17 protein-coding genes are annotated in these 19,821 nt (G+C 40.6%); all 17 read right to left on the reverse strand.

What is annotated here, in order from left to right; genetic code table 11:
* Position 1: 1 nt before the first annotated feature.
* On the reverse strand, positions 2–1,408 hold the full coding sequence (gene uxaC, locus WBM98_RS15960) for a glucuronate isomerase (RefSeq protein ID WP_424367043.1): 1,407 nt from the start codon (positions 1,406–1,408) through the stop codon (positions 2–4).
* A gap of 186 nt (positions 1,409–1,594) precedes the next feature.
* Positions 1,595–1,780: a hypothetical protein gene (locus tag WBM98_RS15965; protein WP_424367017.1), complete on the reverse strand. Its 186-nt coding sequence runs from the start codon at positions 1,778–1,780 to the stop codon at positions 1,595–1,597.
* Positions 1,781–1,790: 10 nt separating this feature from the next.
* Positions 1,791–2,627, reverse strand: coding sequence for a 5-dehydro-4-deoxy-D-glucuronate isomerase (gene kduI, locus WBM98_RS15970; RefSeq protein WP_424367018.1), 837 nt, complete (start codon positions 2,625–2,627; stop codon positions 1,791–1,793).
* 296 nt (positions 2,628–2,923) lie between these two features.
* Positions 2,924–3,544 (reverse strand): response regulator transcription factor, encoded by a 621-nt coding sequence (locus tag WBM98_RS15975; RefSeq protein WP_424367019.1) that lies wholly within the window; start codon positions 3,542–3,544, stop codon positions 2,924–2,926.
* Between the two features lie 770 nt (positions 3,545–4,314).
* A complete protein-coding gene (locus tag WBM98_RS15980; protein WP_424367020.1) occupies positions 4,315–5,985 on the reverse strand; it encodes a PorP/SprF family type IX secretion system membrane protein in 1,671 nt (556 codons plus the stop codon).
* Between the two features lie 189 nt (positions 5,986–6,174).
* Positions 6,175–7,422, reverse strand: a complete 1,248-nt coding sequence (locus WBM98_RS15985; RefSeq protein WP_424367021.1) for a cell envelope biogenesis protein OmpA — start codon at positions 7,420–7,422, stop codon at positions 6,175–6,177.
* 292 nt (positions 7,423–7,714) lie between these two features.
* Positions 7,715–8,566: a fumarylacetoacetate hydrolase family protein gene (locus tag WBM98_RS15990; RefSeq protein WP_424367022.1), complete on the reverse strand. Its 852-nt coding sequence runs from the start codon at positions 8,564–8,566 to the stop codon at positions 7,715–7,717.
* Positions 8,567–8,584: 18 nt separating this feature from the next.
* Entirely contained in the window at positions 8,585–9,361 is a 777-nt protein-coding gene (locus tag WBM98_RS15995; RefSeq protein WP_424367023.1) for an SDR family NAD(P)-dependent oxidoreductase, read from the reverse strand.
* 15 nt (positions 9,362–9,376) lie between these two features.
* Entirely contained in the window at positions 9,377–10,372 is a 996-nt protein-coding gene (locus tag WBM98_RS16000; RefSeq protein ID WP_424367024.1) for an FAD:protein FMN transferase, read from the reverse strand.
* 43 nt (positions 10,373–10,415) lie between these two features.
* Complete coding sequence (locus WBM98_RS16005) at positions 10,416–10,958, reverse strand: YceI family protein (RefSeq protein WP_424367025.1); 543 nt, start codon at positions 10,956–10,958, stop codon at positions 10,416–10,418.
* A gap of 17 nt (positions 10,959–10,975) precedes the next feature.
* On the reverse strand, positions 10,976–12,004 hold the full coding sequence (locus WBM98_RS16010; RefSeq protein WP_424367026.1) for a formylglycine-generating enzyme family protein: 1,029 nt from the start codon (positions 12,002–12,004) through the stop codon (positions 10,976–10,978).
* A 166-nt stretch (positions 12,005–12,170) separates the two neighbouring features.
* The gene (locus WBM98_RS16015; RefSeq protein ID WP_424367027.1) at positions 12,171–12,353 is read right to left on the reverse strand and encodes a CPXCG motif-containing cysteine-rich protein; all 183 of its coding nucleotides are present in this window, start codon (positions 12,351–12,353) and stop codon (positions 12,171–12,173) included.
* Between the two features lie 2 nt (positions 12,354–12,355).
* On the reverse strand, positions 12,356–13,705 hold the full coding sequence (locus tag WBM98_RS16020) for a TolC family protein (protein ID WP_424367028.1): 1,350 nt from the start codon (positions 13,703–13,705) through the stop codon (positions 12,356–12,358).
* 70 nt (positions 13,706–13,775) lie between these two features.
* The gene (locus WBM98_RS16025) at positions 13,776–17,024 is read right to left on the reverse strand and encodes an efflux RND transporter permease subunit (protein WP_424367029.1); all 3,249 of its coding nucleotides are present in this window, start codon (positions 17,022–17,024) and stop codon (positions 13,776–13,778) included.
* On the reverse strand, positions 17,021–18,166 hold the full coding sequence (locus WBM98_RS16030) for an efflux RND transporter periplasmic adaptor subunit (protein WP_424367030.1): 1,146 nt from the start codon (positions 18,164–18,166) through the stop codon (positions 17,021–17,023). Before WBM98_RS16030 ends, WBM98_RS16025 begins: the two co-directional genes overlap by 4 nt.
* Positions 18,167–18,175: 9 nt before the next feature.
* Complete coding sequence (locus WBM98_RS16035; protein ID WP_424367031.1) at positions 18,176–18,646, reverse strand: MarR family winged helix-turn-helix transcriptional regulator; 471 nt, start codon at positions 18,644–18,646, stop codon at positions 18,176–18,178.
* A 171-nt stretch (positions 18,647–18,817) separates the two neighbouring features.
* A complete protein-coding gene (locus WBM98_RS16040) occupies positions 18,818–19,693 on the reverse strand; it encodes a leucine-rich repeat domain-containing protein (RefSeq protein ID WP_424367032.1) in 876 nt (291 codons plus the stop codon).
* Positions 19,694–19,821: the final 128 nt, after the last annotated feature.

A 19,821-nucleotide genomic window follows, 5' to 3' on the forward strand; every position in this document is an offset into this window, starting at 1 on the left:
CTTAAAAATTAAAATAGTCCTTTGCATTTTGATAGGAGATATCCTGTACCAGTTTTCCTATCCAAGCTATATCATTAGGTAGTTCCCCGCGCTGAATTTCATCCCCAAAAAGATTGCACAACACCCGCCTGAAATATTCATGGCGCGGAAAAGACAGAAAACTTCTGGAATCTGTAAGCATACCGATAAAACAGCTGATGAGTCCCATGTTGGAAAGCGCGTTCATTTGTTTGGTCATCCCATCTTTTTGGTCCATAAACCACCATCCGGAACCAAATTGCACTTTTCCTTTTATGCTGCCATCATTGAAATTACCGATCATACTGGCCATCACCTCATTATCGGCCGGATTCAGGTTATAGATGATCGTCTTCGTCAATTTATCCTTACGATCCAAGGCATTCAAAAAGGCCGATAATTGTTGTGCTTGTGGATAATCCCCAATGGAATCCCACCCCGTGTCAGGTCCCAGAAGGCTATGCATACGGGCATTGTTGTTTCTTAAGGCCCCTAAATGTAACTGTTGCACCCAACCATATTCATGATAGGTCTCAGATAAGAAAAGTAAAATCGCGCTTTGAAATTTTGACGCTTCCTCTTGGGTAAGGTCCTGGCCGTTTCTTCTCTTTAAAAATATGGCCTGAACTTCCAATTCCGTATAGGGCTCAAAACATATCCGGTCTAACCCATGGTCGCAAAGTGTGCATCCATTTTGGTGAAAATAGGCTATTCTATTTTCAAGGGCATCACAGAGTTCATTGAACGTATTGATTTCTTGATTTGCAGCTTTCCCCAGGGCATCGACATAATCATTATAACCCTTGTTTGAAATGAGAATGGCCTTATCTGGTCTAAAGGCCGTACTGACCTTGACATCAAAGTCACTTTTCGCCAATGTTTTATGGTATTCCAAACTATCTATGGGGTCTTCCGTGGTACAGACAACCTCGGCGTGAACCCTACGCAGTAAATTTTGGCAACTATAATCCGGAGAACTTAATTTTTCCGATGTTTCTTGATATATATTTTCAGCCGATTTTTCATCCAATAAATCATATATATCAAAATACCGGGCCAATTCCAAATGTGTCCAGTGGTATAACGGATTACGCATCGTATAAGGCACCGTTTTGGCCCAATGCATAAATTTTTCCTTATCCGAACTTTCACCGGTAATGAATCTTTCATTGACACCCAAAGTTCGCATGGCGCGCCATTTGTAATGATCACCATTGATCCAGATCTTGGTCATGTTACCAAAAACCTTATCCTCGGCAATCTCTTGGGGTGGCAAATGATTATGATAGTCGATTATGGGTTGTTTCTTTGCATAACCATGATACAATTCTTGGGCATATTTGTTTTCCAACAAAAAATCATCATGTATAAATGTGCCGGTTTTAGCCATACTGATTTCCTTATTTTTAATTAGCCGGTTTTCTATAGCGTCCAATATTTCACCGTCCGTATAGATGATTTGACCATTTACGAAGTCACTCCCTTTAGATGACAAGATATCAATTTCACCACGTTCGGCAACGATTTTTTCCACGTATTTTGCAGCTCGTTTTTCGTCGGTAATATCGAATAAATATCATGAAACCTCAATTCCCATGTTTTTATAATGAGCTAGGGCATACTCTATTTTGCTTTTAGTAGACCCCGTAACCTCAAGTGCTGCCTCTGTCTGGGCCAACTCCTCTTCAATGGACATTCCCAAACCATGTGCAGCCCTAATCATCAGGGCTCTAATCCCATTTAAATCATATGAATTCTCCATTCTAAAGCAATCATCTTAATTCATTAGGGGGGCAAACATCCATATCGCCATAATTCAGGTTCTCACCGGCCATGCCCCAAACGAATGAATAATTGGAAGTTCCCGAACCAGAATGAATGGACCATTCCGGTGATAGAACGGCTTGATTGTTCTGCATAAAGATATGTCTTGTATGTTGTGGCTCCCCCATGAAGTGGGAAATCGTCTGACCTTTTTCCAAATCAAAATAGAAATAGGCTTCCATACGTCTGTTGTGCGTATGTGCCGGCATTGTATTCCACACATTACCCGGCAAGAGCTCCGTAAGGCCCATTTGCAACTGACAAGTCTCAACAATACCATTCACGATAAGCTTGTTCAACACCCGTTTGTTAGCATATTTCTCATCCCCTAGCTGAATTACCTCAGCATCACCACCACTTACTTTTTTAGTAGGAAAACTTTTGTGGGCCGGGGCAGAATTGATATAGAACAAGGGCTGTTCGCCTCCAGCGCTTTCAAAGATCACCTCTAGGATCCCTTTACCCACATAGAGGGCCTCCTTTTTGTTCAATTCATAGGTCGTTCCATCTACTGTCACGTTGCCCTTTCCGCCCACATTCACGATCCCCAGTTCCCTTCGATCCAAAAAGTTCTCAGACTTAAGGTATGGTATGGTTTCGAGCATTAAGCCCTTACTTACAGGCATAATCCCACCCACAATATAACGATCGTACATGGAGTACGTAAGTTGAATCTGGTCTTTTACAAAAAGGTCCTGGATCAGAAATTCCTTTCGTAATTCCTCAGTTCCATAGTTTCTGGCATCGACGGGGTTGGCCGCATATCTAAATTGGTGGGTTATCATTATGTTTACTATTTAATGCAATCGATTACGCAAATATAATGTATTTTTGACAACTGTCAAGAGAAATAGGGATAAATATCTTCTTAGCGAACATCTATTCGAATGGTTTTGTATTATTGTTTTATTGACCATTCCGTGAATCGTGGATTGGGAAAAAAGTGCTATGCCAGGTAACCCCTTAGAAAAGTCTTAAGGCCTTAAACATATTTCCTTTGGTGTACCGTCTTTGATATTTTCCTAGCATTTTACGTTTTTTTCCTCTGAAATAATAGGGATACCAACCTTCAGAATCCTGATTACAGCTGCTTGAGCTTTGTCAAGGCCTCAGATTTTGAATTCACATTGAGTTTTAAGTAAATATTCTGAATATGGAAGTTGATGGTACTGGTCGTCACGAATAATTTATCGGCGATAATCTTATAGGTTGCCCCTCGACATAGATAATCAATGATTTGGTTCTCTCGCTCCGAAAAGTATTGGTATGACTTTCCTTGTAAATTTGACACAACTTTTTGAACAATATCATTACTCATGGCCGCCCCTTCATATTTAATTGAGTTTAAGGCATGATGCAGACGATCGTTGGTCAAGGGTTTGGTAAGAAACCCATTGGCCCCTTTTTTAAACGCCATTTTTACAAGTTCAAAGTCAGATTGGTTACTCATCATAATAACCTTAACATCAGGATCCTTTTTACGAAATGCCTGTATGCTATCGATACCATTTGTATCGCCCAATGCGGTTTCTGAAACAACGATGTCAGGTAAGGTGGCATTATACTCCATTAGGGCCTCTTTTGCTGATTCATAAAGCCCTGCTAGGGAATAATCCCTGTAGGTTTCAAAATAAAAACGATATCCTTCATGAAGCAGTCGATCATTATCCAAGATAATGATCTTTAAGATGTTTGAATTCATAACGTAGGGTATTTTTATTACATAAATTTCTGTTTTCTAGATTCAGGTCGCGATTGAACAGGCCTACTACGAGAACCGTTTATGCTTTTTAAAACCATACAACAAGAGTCACAGGTTCTTCCTAACGATTAGATATCATTTAGGAAAAACACCACTTTGGAAATTTGTTGGTAGGATTTATAGGAGAGAACTACGAATGGATCCCTCAAAGCATTTCGAACCAATAAACTTCTTAGCAATAAATCTTGCGATTGTAAGCTTTCTTAAACAGAAAGCTCGGATGTTGAGAAGAAGTAGGATAACTATCTCTCAAGCGTAAACTATTAAATGACGGGTGATTTTGAAGAAATCTTGTATGAAGCACTATACCGTGTTCGATACTTTTGGGGTACTGTAGGTTTGGTTCCATTTCGTGGGGGGATTTGGAGGTTAATACTGGTTGATTTGTTATACAATGATAGCCAATTTTGAAATACACCCTGATTTTTTGTACGTATTTTCGTTCAAATGCACAGTGGGCAAAACCCTATATTCAAGATTTCCCTTGAAGAGGATCGCAAAGATTATGGCACATTGTACGTTATCCTGTACTAATTTTGGGTTTTGTCAAGCCATAAAACAATGAAAAGGAGGGGGTAAAAGATTATCCCCCCGGATACCCCTCCTTTTATCAACCCAATCAGAAAACTTTTTTAAGTAGAAACACTTTTAACCTTAGGAACTTGCAGTCTTTGCGACTGATTATGGTCTAAGGCAACTAAGTATCGTCTCTATTCATCATATAAATTCGCAGCTGTTGCGGTCGTATTCTCTACCTGCATGATCCATTTTTCGTCACGATATTCACCCTCAAGATTAGAAACGATAGCCGTTTCTGCGTCCTTTTTATAATCATAATCAGCCAAATAGACATAATGTAGTCCATTTGATTTGTTATAGAATTGTTTAGCATTCAGTCCTTGATGCTTCAGGTTATCCATAAAGGCATTCAAATACCTTTTATTTTTATATACATTGACAATGACGTAGTACCCGGTCTTTACACCGATAATATCGGACTGGTTCAACACCTTAATAGGTAACTTTACATAATCCTTATGTTCCAATTCATTCATACGATCTGAGGTCTCGGTCCCTTGTTCATTGGTAACCAGCACCGTGTGGCCCGCACTGCTAAACTCCTTAATATTTGCCTCGATATTATGCTTCAGATCATTTCGCAATACCCGTACTACGGTCTCAAAGCGTTTTTCAAATTCTTTATTGCGTGCCTGTTCAACCGAGTCCTGTCTTATAATAAGTTCGTCCAAAATAAGACGGTTTTGATACGCTAGATTATTTGAGCCCGCATTCCCGTCACTTTCTGGTTGAACGGGATCCTCTTTGTTTATCGCCTTTTTTTCAGCCTTAAGTGCAAGAATCTGCTCTTCATAATTTCGAACAATACGATCTATCTTCTCATCCACTGAAGTACCTACATTTCCTCCATTGGAATCATTGTCATCCTTAAAGGTATAGGCCAATGACAATTCGTGATTGAAACCAAGATCGGCATCTTGTTGCTTAATATCTTTTTCCATTAAATACCCAATAGACATCTTCTTACTAAGATTGAAACCAAGGCCCATCGAAAGGCCATAGGTATCATCCAATGTAGTCTGCAACCAACCATAGCTTGGGAGATCTAAGAGCAGGGAACCAAGATAGGACATAGAATTATCCTTATTTCTTCCAACTTGTATCAATGGCATTAACCGGGCATTCTTGAACATTCCCATATTAGCCCCAAAGGAATGGGTATATTGCAACGAAGCCTTTATGCTCTTATCATCCAACTGTGTCAAGAACTCATTGGTGGTTTGATTGAATTTAAACAGATCTTCAGCGTACAATCCAAAATCAAAACTTCCTACGGATAGGGTGACACCAGGTTGTATGGCAATTTTACTCTCCTTGTTTGCTTCGAGCACCTCAGGATCATCCTCATTTGTAATAATACGGTTTTTGTCAAGACCCTCATTGTAATAGGAAACATTGGTGCCAAAGGTCAATTTGCTTTTCGCCCCCAACTTTACGGCAGTGGCATAATTGGCGTTAAAACCGAATTCCTGCACTACGCCTTCCCATTGGCTATATACGCCAATCCCTAAGGCTGTATTCTCATTCAGGCGGTTACTGAATCCCAAGAAGTAGTTTTGGCTATTATCTTCAAAGGTGGCATATTGATTCCTATGCAAGATATTTAGGTATGATTTATTTTCCCGCACCAAGGAGAACGTTGGATTAATCAGAAACCGGTTGAAAAACAACTGATTATGATAGGCGCTTCTGGAACTAAGGCCCGAACTTTCGTTTTGTGCAAATGAGGTAGTTGCACTAAAAAGTATGTAAAATACCATCAGAAAGCGTAACTTTTGCGTTATTGTAGTATTATAGCTCATTTTGTTGAAATTTATTATTTGTCTATTTTGCAATCCCTAGAAAGTATTTCTACCTACTTATCTACCTAAAATCATCATGTACAGTATTAGTAGCATAGTAAGGCTCATTACCCCTGTTTTACCCTACGAAATCAGGATATCATTTAAAAAATACAGTAAGGTTTGCACTGGGTATCTTTTTCCTAAAGCTCACTCATCTTCAAAGACCGATGAGGAATAATCAATACTTAGATCCTTATTTAGGACTTCCAAAACGTTGTACACCGTTTTTTCCTCAGAAATATCATCATTCAGATGATTATATGAAAAGGCAACTTGATGTAAGGCGTCCTTCTCCTTACGCCGATTTGAAATCACATAGGCCACCCCTTTTTTAGGCATAAAACGAATTGCAAAATCATCTTCCTCGCTATTCAGGGTTCTTCCCAAATTAATGGCCAGGCCGACGTTATCACTGTTTACCTGCACCATGTACATATCAAGACCGCCTAGGCCTTTTCGTCCGTCGGATGCAAAGAAGAGGGTGTTTTCGCCTACTAGTTTAGGATATAGGTCATCTTTTCTGGTGTTTACTTTATCGCCTAGATTCTTGACCCTACCTAAAGCACCATCACTCTGAATATTAGACACATAGATATCATATTTACCGTACGTGCCCGGCATATCCGAAGCAAAAAACAAGCGTTTCCCATCTAAGGATACCGCAGGGTGAAGTGCGGAATGGTATTTCGGGCAAAGCGCTAACTCTTTAATATTTTGCCACTTACCATTCCTTTTTTCGGCCCGATAGATTTTATGAACCAACTCCTTTTTTGAGAAAATCCCAATCGGGGGTTTTATAAAAACAGCCTTACTGAAAAATGCGGTTTTTCCATCTGCAGTTACCGTCATCGGCACCTTATATGCACGATGATCATTCAAAATATCAGTATTCAAATCACCTTGGTCACCTATCGATACTTGTTGCCCTAAAGCTTCCTGGGGCCGCAACTGGGTATCCAACGGTCGGTATTTTGACGCCATTGGGCTTTCTGTTGAAGCTATTCCATAATCCGCCCGTATGTTTGCAAGCCAATCTTCATCATCCATTAACGTCGTTACCCCTGAAAAGGATATCATCTGTTTGGCATGTTGGTATCGCCTATTAAAACCGTCACTTAAGGCATCTTCTGCCGACACCTCCTTTAGTTTATCATACCAAAAAAGGGCAGTGCCATACTTCTTTTGCAGAAAATTCGCATTGCCAAGATCTTCGAAAATTTCCTTATCGTCGTATCCTAATTTTTGTAATTCAAGATACGCTCCGACCCTCTTATGGGTTTCGTAGGTAGGAACTGAATTGGAATCGTTAATCGTATTCTCCTGCCCGTTTAAAGAATAACAGAAAAATATAATAATAAAGCCGAAGGCCACGTTGTAGGGTATAGCATTTTTCATAAGTAAAAGATTTTGGGTTCTAATGGTACCAAAGTTCCAGAATAGTTTTGAACCTTGTACTAGCAAAAATTCATAGGTTTTGAAGCAATTTGCACTAAATGGCTATCTTTAAACGTCTTTTTCAAGTGTTTAAACCATTATTTTTGGTTATTTGCACCAAACTACTTTCGATTCTTTGCCTTTGAAATATGAAGCCGATTCGATTATGCTGTAATCGATTAAAGGTATCGATGCCTTCGAAATCACTTCAACCTTCAGCTAAAATCCGATACTGACACTCTTATATAACTTCCTAGAATGCCTTGGCTACTTGGCGTGATGTTCCCAAACCCTCAACACCCAGTTCCACGACATCTCCCGGTTTTAGATATCGTGGGGGATCAAACCCCAACCCAACGCCGAATGGCGTGCCCGTTGAGATGATATCGCCGGGCAATAAGGTCATGAATTGGCTTATATAACTGATGGATTCTGGAATATTGAAGACAAAATCAGAGGTATTGCTATTTTGAAGTATTTCACCATTGACCTTCAACCACAGATTCAGAGTATGTGGGTCTTTTATTTCATCTTTTGTGGCAATGAATGGACCTAAGGGGGCAAACGTATCGCAGCTTTTGCCTTTGACCCATTGGCCTTCACGTTCCAATTGAAATTCCCTTTCACTATAATCATTATGCAACACATAACCGGCCACATGATCCATAGCCTCTTTTTGTGAAACATAAGAGGCTTTTTTTCCGATTACAACGGCCAGCTCTACCTCCCAATCGGTTTTTGTACTGCCTTTAGGAATAATCAAATCATCGTTCGGGCCGACAATCGCAGAGGTAGCCTTAAAGAACAACACTGGTTCTTTAGGCAATTGCATACCACTTTCAGCGGCATGTTTGGCATAATTCAAACCGATACAAATAATTTTGGAAGGTCTGCATAGCGGAGCTCCCAAACGGATATCATTGGGAACTTTTGGACAAGCAGCCTCATTGGAAACCAACCATTTCTTCAGATCGGTGACCCCCACTCCACCAAAAAAATGTTCATCATAGTCTTGTCCGAAAGCCGAGACGTCCAACCTTGTTCCGTTATCCAGTTGCACACCTGGTTTCTCATTGTCTTTAACTCCATATCGTATTAGTTTCATATGCGTATTCCTAATGTTTTAATTACCATTCAATTTAACAAATCCACCATCAATTGGGAATTCTGTACCCGTGATGAAAGAAGCTTCATCGGAACATAAATATAGGGCTAAATCAGCCACCTCTTCGGGTTTGCCCATTCGCCCAATAGGTTGGGTCGCAGAGAGTTTCCCGTACATTTCATCCTCCCTTCCGGGGTAGTTTTCCTTTAAATATCCATCTACTAAAGGGGTATGTATCCTAGCCGGGGAGATGCTATTGCAGCGTACCCCAAAAGTGATATAATCCTTGGCCACGGAATACATCATGGTCAACGCGGCCCCTTTTGACATAGAATAGGCAAATCGGTCCTTAATACCAACTGCAGATGCTATGGATGTCATATTAAGAATTACCCCACCCTTTTTTTTCATGTGAGGAATAACGGCATAGATGCAATTGTATATACCCTTTACATTTACTTCATAAACCTTATCGATATCCGCTTCAGTGGTGTTCTCTACGTTACCAATATGTGCAATCCCCGCATTATTTACAAGTATGTCCAACTCAAAATCCTTTGCAATGCCGTTCACCACATGAAGTACTTCTGAATGTTTGGCAACATTGCATTTATGGGCAAAAGCCTTTCCGCCTTCGGCAATGATCTCGCTTGTACATTCCTGGGCCGTATTCACATTTAATTCTAAAATATGGACCGTTGCACCTTGTGTTGCAAGGGTTTTTGAGATAGCCTTCCCAATACCACTCCCCCCACCGGTAATTATGGCAGTCTTGCCTTGAAGATTGAATTTCATATACTGATTCTTAAATTAATCCTTTATTAAACACGCCTCAAATCCGGGGCTCTTCCATTGTCGATACCCTTTTTGGGATTGATTGGTAATAAAGACCTCCAAAGAAGGCCATTCATTGAAACGTTCCTTTACCTCATCAAAACCCAGTACACCACACGCTGAAGCAAAAGCATCCGCCGTTGTCGCATCCTTGGCTATTACGGTCACTTGGACCCTATCGTTCAAGGCCATGCCCGTTCTTGGGTCGATAATGTGTGAATATCGTACGCCATCAATTTCAATAAATTGATATCGATCACCTGAGGTTGCTACCGCTCCCTTTTTCAAGTTAACTTTTTGCAACTGCTCGGTGCCGTTCTGATCGATATAGGAAAATGCTATTACCCAGTGCGCTCTTTCCGGAGGAGGATCACTTACTCGAATGTCCCCCCCTAGATCAACCAGAGCCGAATGGATTCCGTGCGATTCAAATATTTCAATGATCTCATCAGCAGCAAAGCCTTTGCCTATTCCACCGAGGTCCAATTGCATTCCCTTTGCTTTAAGTTGTACTAAGCCAGGCCCTGGAAAATGGACTAAACCGTACCCCACCCTTTGTTTGGCTTTTGCCATTTCAGTGCTATTCGGCAGTATTTTTATATTTCGAACTTTTCTCCAGAGCTTTGTCAAAGGACCAACGGTTACGTCGAAAGCACCCTCTGTCATTCTAGAAATCTCCGTTGCCGCTTTCAAAATCCGATAAAGATCATCGCCGACCCGAACCATTTCGAACCCTTTTCTGCCTAGCTGGTTCAACTCACTATCTTCAAGATAATCACTAAGGTTACGGTTTAGTTCATCAATTCTTTCAGAGACCACAGCGGATACCGAATCGGCTTTTTCTTCATTTTCGGCATATAATACCCATCTTATCTGGGTACCCATTTGTGGATAGGTATATTCAAATCTATTTTGTGACCAGGCCACATATCCGATAAGAAACAATAATAACGAAAGTAAAACCTTTTCCACAGCAATATTTTATACGACCCATAATGGGCTAGGATGATAGTGGTTATTTCGCAAAGATCAGATCGAAGTTTACGGTTACCTCATCACCAACAACTATAGAACCGAACATAGCCGTTGGAGGCTCCATGTCATAATCTTGCAAGATGATTTTATGATTTCCCCTTATTTGTATTTTACCTTCCGATTCTTTTATAGCCACAACAATCACTACATCTTTCTGTACGCCAGCAATAGTCAATTTTCCAGTAATATGTTGATCGCTACCTTCTGAAAAAGCAACTTCCCGTGCGCTGAAAACAATCTTGGGATGCTCTTCCATTTTTAGGGCATTGTGGGTCTTCTTATCCATGGTCGCCCCCCTTGTACTGACAATACTCGTTACATCTACCTCAAATGATATCGTGGTGAAAACTTGCGCATTACTCTGTAGTGCACCTTGAATGGTATTTGCAGTAACCGTCCAATCATGTAACGTTGAAGTGCCATCCACCGTTAATGTACTTTCATTCGACAAAGTATAGGAATCTTGGGCGATTAACAACATTGAGGTGAATAACAGTAACGGAATAAGTACTATAATTTTCATGGTTTAGTGATTTTTAATTATCCTTCATCGAGCACCATTTGCCAAAATTTCTTCTGATCCTCTGGGCTCGGTTGGTCTTTGGGACTCACTAACCGCATACCCACAAAATTGGAGTCGGTAAACCACCAAAAACTTTTCGGTATCTGTGGGTCTCGTTTTTGCAACTTACTACTCGATGCCCTTCGGGCGGCAGATCTCAAACTTTCAGCATCATCATCCCAAGAACCTCCCCGAATCACCCGCGGATGTATCACCATAGGTATAACCCATGGATTATCCTCCTCCATGCTAGCATAGGCATCAGGTTTATATTGATCTAACGTCCATTCAGCCACATTACCATGCATATCATACAATCCCCAAGTATTGGGCAATTTGCTCCCTACTTTTGCATATTTGCCCATCGAATTTTTGTGATAAACGGCATATGTATCCAATGCATCGATAGAATCACCGAACCCAAATAAAGTCTGTGTCCCTGCTCGGGCCGCATATTCCCATTCGGCCTCTGTGGGCAATCTGTAAAAGCGCCCTGTTAGTTCACTTAACCATTTGCAGAAAACCAAGGCGGAGTAGGTCGACATGCTCACAGCCGGAAAATCATCCTTACCCATACCATACGAAGGATCCTCATAAGGTGGGCTAGGTCGGGTTATAGCATCAATCGCATTCCGTTTTTCTGCTTCCAGATTATCAAATAGGGATTGGTTCTGTTTAAAGAAAAGTTCAAAAATGCCCCAGGTTACTTCATACTTACCCATCCAGAAGGCATCAAGGGTCACTTGCCTTTGGGGCCCTTCATCATCATTTCTGTATGCCTCATTTGCTGGACTGCCCATAAAGAATTGCCCTTCGGGTATTAAAACCATTTCAAATGTTACATCGGTCAACGGGATGGTTTCGGTATAGACTTCGTTTGTTTTTTTGACTACAGGCGCTTCAAGTGCGGTAACTGACGACTTACAGGAGCTTAAAATCAGGGTAATGCTTAGAATCCAAAAATACAAAGACCGATATTTGGTAGGGTTATTCAATAGGAAGGTCATTAATAAAATTTTATTAAAATTATTAAATTCCAACTTCAAAAAATAATTATCAAGGCATCATTTTTAATCCTTTACATTGAATGACCATCCCCACAAGACCTACATTGGCCTTTTAAATGTGGGCAAGAACATTTTAGCCATAAACCTACCGGTACTTTTGGGAAAATTACTGTTCCAAACCATGCGCTTCAAATGCCATTAGCATATTGTTCTCAAATATTGGCGTGATTTCTATGGGGTTGCAACAAACCTCACAATCCTCAACATAGGTTTGGGTTTGTATGGAAGTATCCAAAAGCATGGAAATTTCTTCCCAGCAATAAGGGCATTGGAAATAATGTTCGTACATCCTTAAAGTTCCACATTCAACAACTGACCTGTGAGCTGCAATAATTGAAGTTCTGCCAACTTAGCATCGTATTTGGCCAAATTCTTATTGGTCTGGGCATTCAATAAATTGATCTGGGCCTGCCTGAATTCGATGGATGTGATCCGACCCAACTGGAACTGTTCTTTAGATCGTTCAAAATTGTTCTCATTGGTGATTACATTTTGTTCCTGAATGGCGTAAATCACCAATCTATTTTCGTAAATGGCCATAGCATTCTGGATATCGCGTTGCACTTCAAGTTCTATTTGTTTTTTTAATAATTCTTGGTTCTCAAAGGCTATTTTGGCATTCTTCACCCGTACCGTGGTACCACCACCATCAAATAGATTCCAGGTAAGACTGGCCCCTAAACCTAAATTAAAGTTATTGTTGTTGGTTCCCGGGAAAAATGCCGAAGCGGCGCTTTGGTTCAAATTCCAACCATAAGATCCATTTAAACCAACTTTAGGCAGATAACCTGATTTCTGAACCTTGATATCATAAGCATTGATCGCAAGACCCCTTTCGGTCTGTAGTAAGGCGACATTATTCAATTTTGCCTGATCAACAAATTCTTCCAATTGTAATTTTGGAATAAAGGCTACCAAAGTATCTACGGCATATACCGCATCTATATTTTGGCTCAACAAAACATTAAGATCGCGCTTTGTATTCGACAGTTGCTGTCTTGCATTCAAAACATTGATGCTATCATTGGTAATATCAACTTGGGCATTCAATATATCGAGTTTGGTGCTTTGCCCATATTCAAAGGCATATTGTGAGCGTTGATATCGATCTCGCGAAATATCTAGGGCTTGCTTTAGAACATTTTCATTTTCTGTAAGTCTAGCGATCTCGTAGTAAACACTGAATAATTGCACTAGCGTATTTTCTATGGTTTCCCTAGCCTGTAATTCGCTCAGTTGAAATTGTTCCTTTAATCTTTTATAGTTATAAAGACGGCCAAGACCATCAAACAACGTATAATTCGCGTTTAGGGTAGAGGAATAGCGTTGCGCTTCTGCCTGGTCTATTTCCAGGTCGCCTCTTGGACTTCCGTCTTCGTTAAACTGACCCGGAAATTCAATGACTGAATCATCCCTACTGTAATTGGCGTTGGCACTACCCGTAAGTGTCGGCAGATATCCTGAATTCAGTACACTTTTGTTATTCTTGGCGACCTCAACTTGGTTTTTTGCCACATTTATACCATAGTTGTTTTCCAAAGCAAGCGCGATGGCATCTTCCTTGGTCAATAGCTTATCTTGGGCATGTACCCCGATTGTAAATAGGCCAATAACACTTAGAATGACTAATTTATTTTGCATACTATGCAACTGCTTTTTTTCTTGAAGGTACTTCGCTAGGTGTCCCCATCTTTTGTATTCCATAAAATACTTACTCGTTATCCGTTTTTACTGCTTCATGACCTTTTGAAAGGCCACCGCTTAGGTGGGCTTCTTCCTTCTGTTCTTTAATGGCCCGTTCAACCTCCTCCTTGGTTACTTCATTACCAGTCTTAAGCCATTTTGTACGCACTTTGATCTTGTTACTAAATGACAGGAACAAAGGTAACATCAATAAGGTCAGTACTGTCGCAAAAGCAATACCATACGCAATGGAGATCGCCATAGGTTTTAGAAACTGGGCTTGTCTACTTTTTTCCAACAATAGGGGTGCAAGACCTGCAATCGTGGTTACCGAGGTTAAAAATATAGCCCTAAACCTAGATTTTCCAGCTTCGATCAAAGCATCGTCGAAATTCATACCTAACCGAAGGTTTCCATTGAATTTACCTATAAGTACCAATCCATCATTGACCATAATCCCTATCAAGGCGATAATCCCCAAAATGGATAGGAAGTTCAATGGAAAACCATGAATCCAATGCCCCCATCCAACAGCAGTAATACTAAAAGGTACCAATAAGAGCAGCATCAAAGGTTGGCTGAAACTTCTGAAGGTAAATGCTATGGTTATATAGATCAAGAGGAGGACCACTACCCCTACAACCCGAAATGATTTCGTCAATTTATCCGCCTCTCTGTTCTGCCCTTCATATGAAGGACTCACAGTGGGATATTTTGATTGTATTTCGGGCATAATATCGCTTTTGATTTCTGCCATGACATCGGTGGCACTTGTGACCTTTTCATCCTTAAGATCCGCCGAAATCTGAATTTCGCGTCTACCTTCCAAGCGATTTATGGCCACATCCCCTCTTTCAATCGTATACGTGGCAATTTCCTTTAGGGGCACACGATTACCCGACGGGGTCTGTATGCGCATTTCATCCAAATCAGAGATAGAGGAACGGTTTTCACGATCATAGCGCACCCAAACCCTGATTTCATCCTGGCCCCTTTGAAAACGTTGTGCTTGGGCCCCAAAAAACCCGGATCGGACCTGGTTCATGATCGTTCTTAAGTCCAATCCCAATAAATAGGCATTTTCCTTAAGTTCCAATCGTATTTCCTTAATCCCTGCAGGGTCATTATCCTCGATGTCTTTCAAGGCAGAATTATTCAACATAGCCGTTTTCAGTTCGTCCTTTGCGGCCTTTAATTCTTCAATATTATTTCCGAGAAGGGAGACCGAAACGGGACTGCCCCCAAAATTACCTCCAGAACCATAGATCAAACTCTCCACTCCGATTACAGGCCCCACCAACTCCCTTAGTCGGTTAGACACCATATCTGAAATAATCTCATCCGGGCGTTCTTCCCCCGGCAATAGATTCAAGGTCAGCGTAGCTGCTGATGAACCTGGACCTATACTTTTTATAACATTTTCAAAGAGCACCTTACCTGTTCCTTTCAAGTACTTCCCGGTCAATTCCTGATTTACGATCTCCGCTTTCTCCTCGATCAATGATATGATGGAATCGGTGACCTTTTCATTGGTGCCATTGGGCATCAATAATTCAACTTGTACCCTATCACTTGCAATTCTTGGAAAGAAGGACGTTCTGATAATCCCCCCCTGAATTGAACCCAAGGTCAAAATAAAGAGCATCATAAAAATGCCAAAAGAAAGCATCTTATACTGCATGACAAATCGCAAGGTCGGACTATACAATCGGTCCCTCATCCATTTCATAAAACGATCTCCGGCCTTATTGATGACCCTAAGCCGGGCAAATGCCTTGGCAATACCCTTTTTCTCTTTATTGTCAACAGGCTGTAGTGCTTTTGAATGAGCCAAATGCGCAGGCAGGATAATCAAAGCCTCTATCAAGGAAACCACAAGGGTCAATATTACAACGATCGAAACCTCACCGAAAAACTCACCGATCCTACCGTCTAAGAACAAGAAAACGGAAAACGCCAGAACGGTGGTGATAATCGCGGAAACAATGGGTGGAATTACCTCCATGGTCCCATCAATGGCCGCAGCCAAAGGCGACTTGCCCCTTTCATAATGTTGATAGATGTTTTCGGCGATGACTATTCCATCATCAACAAGGATACCGATAACAATGATCATTCCGAACAAGGACAGGACATTGATGGTCACATTGAAAAACCCGGCAAAGATGAACATGCCCAAAAAAGAAATAGGCAATCCAAAAGCCACCCAAAACGCCAACCGTGTATTTAAAAAGAGTGAAAGGAATATTAGGACCAAACTCACTCCCATTATAGCATTTTCAGTAAGCAATTGTGTTCGCTGCGTCAAAGTCTTCGATTGATCACTCACCACATTCAATTGTACATTGTTGAACTTTTGGTTAAAACTGGCCACATAATCCTTGACTTTTTCAGCTGAACTGATCAAATCCTCGGTATTGGTACTGGTAATCACCGTATTTATGGCCATGTTACCGTTAAAATAGGTAGCATTCGGCGTCTCGGAAAACCGATCACGAATTATGGCTACATCCTTAAGACGAACTGTTTGTCCGTTCGGATCAGCTTTTATTACGATGTTGGAGAATTCTTTACCATAATAGGACCTATTATTGGCCCGTATCAAGTACTCTTCGGCACTTGTCTTTATATTCCCTCCCGTAACCAGGATATTGGCATTGTTCACGGCCTGTGCGACTTCATTGAAAGACAGATTATAGGCCAATAAGCTATTCTCGTCCACGGCAATCTCAATCTCTTCCTGGGGATATCCTGAAATGGTAATCTGGGAAATTCCATCTATTGCCCTAATGTCATTTTCTATTTGACGCCCAATCTGTTTTAAGGTTGCCAGTGGAATATTCTCCCCACTGATCGCAAAATTAATCGTTTGCCGAACGGCCTCCAGTTTAGAAACGATCAAAGGTTCCATACCCGTAGGGAACGTCGGCACCCGATCCACCGCATTTTTGACCTGAAGCAACATAAAATCTATATCACGCCCTTTTTCTATCTCTACATTTATATTGCCACTGTTCTCACGGGAAGTTGAGGTTACCCTATCTACACCTTCCAAACCCTTTAGATTGTCCTCGATCTTAAGGACAATTCCTTCTTCAACCTCTTGGGGGGATGCGCCAGGATACGTAATGTTAATGAAAATATTCTTGGAATCCGATAGTGGAAAAAAGGAGGATTTTAAGGAAAGTGCCCCAAAAATACCAAAAATAACAAATGCGAATATAAAGACTGTTACCGCAACATGGTACTTAATGAAATAGGTAATGATATTTCTCATTCGTTTGCTGGTTTAGATGGCTCCCCTATTCCGTTTTCCTGATATTGTTTTACCAACATGCCTGTAAAAGCCCCCATGACCGGTTTACTTAAAATCGTAGTCCCATCAGGTACATTTTTCAACACCACCTTTTTATTTGAAAAATATACTGGATCTACATCGATCAAATCTAAAAGTGAATCGCGGACAACGAAAATCTGGTTGTTTTCCAACAACAGGTTCCGGTCAATTTCAATGGCATTGGTTTCTTCCTTGGCATCGAGGTTGGCTTCCATATACATTCCCTCTCTTAAGGTTTTGTCACTTACCTCGATATAGGCCTTGATCGTTTGGGTTGCTTGATCCACACTACCATTGATTCGCGTGACCACACCTTTATAGTTCTTGGTATTTTCAAGATTGCTGAGTGCAACCTGTTCTCCCACTTTTAACAGGTCACTGAATTTTTTACTTATAGATACTTCCAATTCGTATATGTCGGTATTGATGAATTCCCCCAGTTTCTGACCGGCACGGATCAAGGTGCCTTCGGTAACCAAAGCTTCGGTCAGGACCCCGTTGAACGGGGCTGAAATTCGATATTTCGAAAGTCGTTGCTCCATATTCCTAACATTGTAATACGTGGTCAAAATACCCCTGCCTGAAATAAAGAACTTCTCCTTTTCCGTAGTCATTTCCGGCAATTCTGGGGTGACCTTATCCATATCGAAACCCGTGAGATAGGTTTGCCATTTTGGAAAAATATCGGGATAATCCAACCGAAGGTCGGGCATGATAGACGTAAGTTGATTATATAAATTGCTTTTGGCCGATTGTACATTGGCTGCATATTCCGACGCATCAATACGAATAATAGGTTCACCTTTACGATACGTTTGTCCGGGTCGAAACAATTTAGTCCCGCCTCTAAAAACCCCTTGAACTTCAGCATAAAGCTCCAACCTGTTTTTGGCTTTTAAACTTCCATTCGCAGGGACTACGATGGGTATGGTACCGTTTTGCACCTGTTCTGCAAAAACAGTCTTGACAATTTTTTCAGCTTTTGGCCGTGCATTGTTCTTGCTATCAACGATCATTTTTGCCACAAAAACGGATGCCACAATAATCAAAACACCCAAAATGCTCAATATAGTTTTTCTCATTTGGTTTGGTTATAGTCCTACTTTTTCTTGCATTAGATTAAATTGTACCTTTTTCAATATGTTGACCAACTGCTTTTTCTCAGTTTGGCTGATATCTTTTTCCATCGAACAAATCAGTTGTTTTAAAACTACTTTGGCTTGTTTGTAAACCGATCTACCTTCATCGGTCAAGAAAACCTGATTGACCCGCTTATCCTCCAAATGCTGTTTTCTAAGAATGTACTTTTTCTTTTCCATTTTTGAAAGTAAGCGTGCCAAGGATGATTTATCCCTGGAAGTCAGAAAGGCCAGATCATTTTGGTTGAGGCCATCACCGTCATTGTCATGCAACATTTTAAGGGTGATCACTTGTTCTTTAGACATATCCAAACCAAATTGGTTTAATAGGTCATGCAAATAATAATCAACCACTTTCGAGGTCCTGCCTATCCATGGGGCAATAGATCTCTCAAAATCAATATGCACATCTTTCGTTTTCACTGCGCGAATCTAGCAAAATACATATTAGTTGCATATGCAACGAATGTTAAAATTATCACAATATTTGTTTAATGTTTTTGGCTTTTGATTAAACATCCTATTGACATTGAATAAAAAAGGGATGCTGCTGCATCCCTTTTAACCAAACTAACTAAAACTATGAATCACTAACTAATCCTCAACATCTTCGAACTTTGTGTCTGCCATCCTAGTTTTGCTAAAGTTAATATCTTTGAAATCAAATTGGGCATCCTCCTTATCATAATCAAAGACCAACATGCCTTTTGTTTCCATCATTCCCAAGTTCTTAAAGGAATTGAAATTATTGTTCTGTATTTGGAAAATCTCAAGACTGGCCAATTGCCCAAATTCCTTGGGGATTTCACCCCCTAATTGATTGTTTGCCAAAACCAGTTCTTTCAATTTTGATAGGTTTCCCATTTCATTGGGTATGTTACCATCCAATCCGTTCTCGAAAAGTCCTAGACTTTCCAATTTGGTCAAATCGCCCAATGATTTGGGAATGGTTCCTTTTAAATTGTTGCTCGAAAGGTTCAGTACCTTCAGATTTTTAAGTCCACCAATCGTCTCTGGAATACTTCCTGATATGAAATTATTGAAAATGGATAGCTCTTCCAATTTGGCCATCATCCCAATCGTGTTGGGTAGCGGCCCTTTAAATCGGTTCATTTCCAGTTTTAACACCCTGAGTTCCTTCAACAGCCCTAAACCTGTGGGCAGCTTTCCAGAAATGGCATTGAATGCCAAATTCAATTTTTTAAGATGAACAAGTTTACCGATGCTCATTGGCAAGGTTCCCGATAAATTATTATGAAACAAATCAATCTCGATGATTTTATCATTGACCACTTTTACACCGTACCAGGTATTGCATGGGGTTTCTAAATCCCATGATGCCTTCCATGATGCCCCGTTCGTACTGTAATAAAGATCTATCAAGGCCTGCTTTTCATCCATAGGGACCTCAGCACGTACGGCAACACTGCTTAAAACACCAATCAAAACCAAACAAAGGATCTTTTTCATATTGCAAATAATTAAGCGTTAACTGTCCTTACTTTCATTAACCTAAGAATTACCCTACAAAAGTAAACTATGTATTGGTCTAAAAGCAATTTTTATCGTTAAACGGCCCCATTATGTTGTGAAGGATC

The sequence above is a fragment of the Maribacter sp. genome, assembly GCF_049667165.1.
GTDB lineage: Bacteria > Bacteroidota > Bacteroidia > Flavobacteriales > Flavobacteriaceae > Maribacter_A.

Coding starts and splice junctions, on each gene's coding strand:
- WBM98_RS15980 (WP_424367020.1), bottom strand. CDS start 5,985: ATGAGCTATAATACTACAATAACGCAAAAGTTACGCTTTCTGATGGTA.
- WBM98_RS16025 (WP_424367029.1), bottom strand. CDS start 17,024: ATGAGAAATATCATTACCTATTTCATTAAGTACCATGTTGCGGTAACA.
- WBM98_RS15975 (WP_424367019.1), bottom strand. CDS start 3,544: ATGAATTCAAACATCTTAAAGATCATTATCTTGGATAATGATCGACTG.
- WBM98_RS16020 (WP_424367028.1), bottom strand. CDS start 13,705: ATGCAAAATAAATTAGTCATTCTAAGTGTTATTGGCCTATTTACAATC.
- WBM98_RS15995 (WP_424367023.1), bottom strand. CDS start 9,361: ATGAAATTCAATCTTCAAGGCAAGACTGCCATAATTACCGGTGGGGGG.
- WBM98_RS16030 (WP_424367030.1), bottom strand. CDS start 18,166: ATGAGAAAAACTATATTGAGCATTTTGGGTGTTTTGATTATTGTGGCA.
- WBM98_RS15985 (WP_424367021.1), bottom strand. CDS start 7,422: ATGAAAAATGCTATACCCTACAACGTGGCCTTCGGCTTTATTATTATA.
- WBM98_RS16010 (WP_424367026.1), bottom strand. CDS start 12,004: ATGACCTTCCTATTGAATAACCCTACCAAATATCGGTCTTTGTATTTT.
- WBM98_RS16040 (WP_424367032.1), bottom strand. CDS start 19,693: ATGAAAAAGATCCTTTGTTTGGTTTTGATTGGTGTTTTAAGCAGTGTT.
- WBM98_RS15965 (WP_424367017.1), bottom strand. CDS start 1,780: ATGGAGAATTCATATGATTTAAATGGGATTAGAGCCCTGATGATTAGG.
- uxaC (WP_424367043.1), bottom strand. CDS start 1,408: ATGGCTAAAACCGGCACATTTATACATGATGATTTTTTGTTGGAAAAC.
- WBM98_RS16005 (WP_424367025.1), bottom strand. CDS start 10,958: ATGAAAATTATAGTACTTATTCCGTTACTGTTATTCACCTCAATGTTG.
- WBM98_RS16015 (WP_424367027.1), bottom strand. CDS start 12,353: ATGTACGAACATTATTTCCAATGCCCTTATTGCTGGGAAGAAATTTCC.
- kduI (WP_424367018.1), bottom strand. CDS start 2,627: ATGATAACCCACCAATTTAGATATGCGGCCAACCCCGTCGATGCCAGA.
- WBM98_RS15990 (WP_424367022.1), bottom strand. CDS start 8,566: ATGAAACTAATACGATATGGAGTTAAAGACAATGAGAAACCAGGTGTG.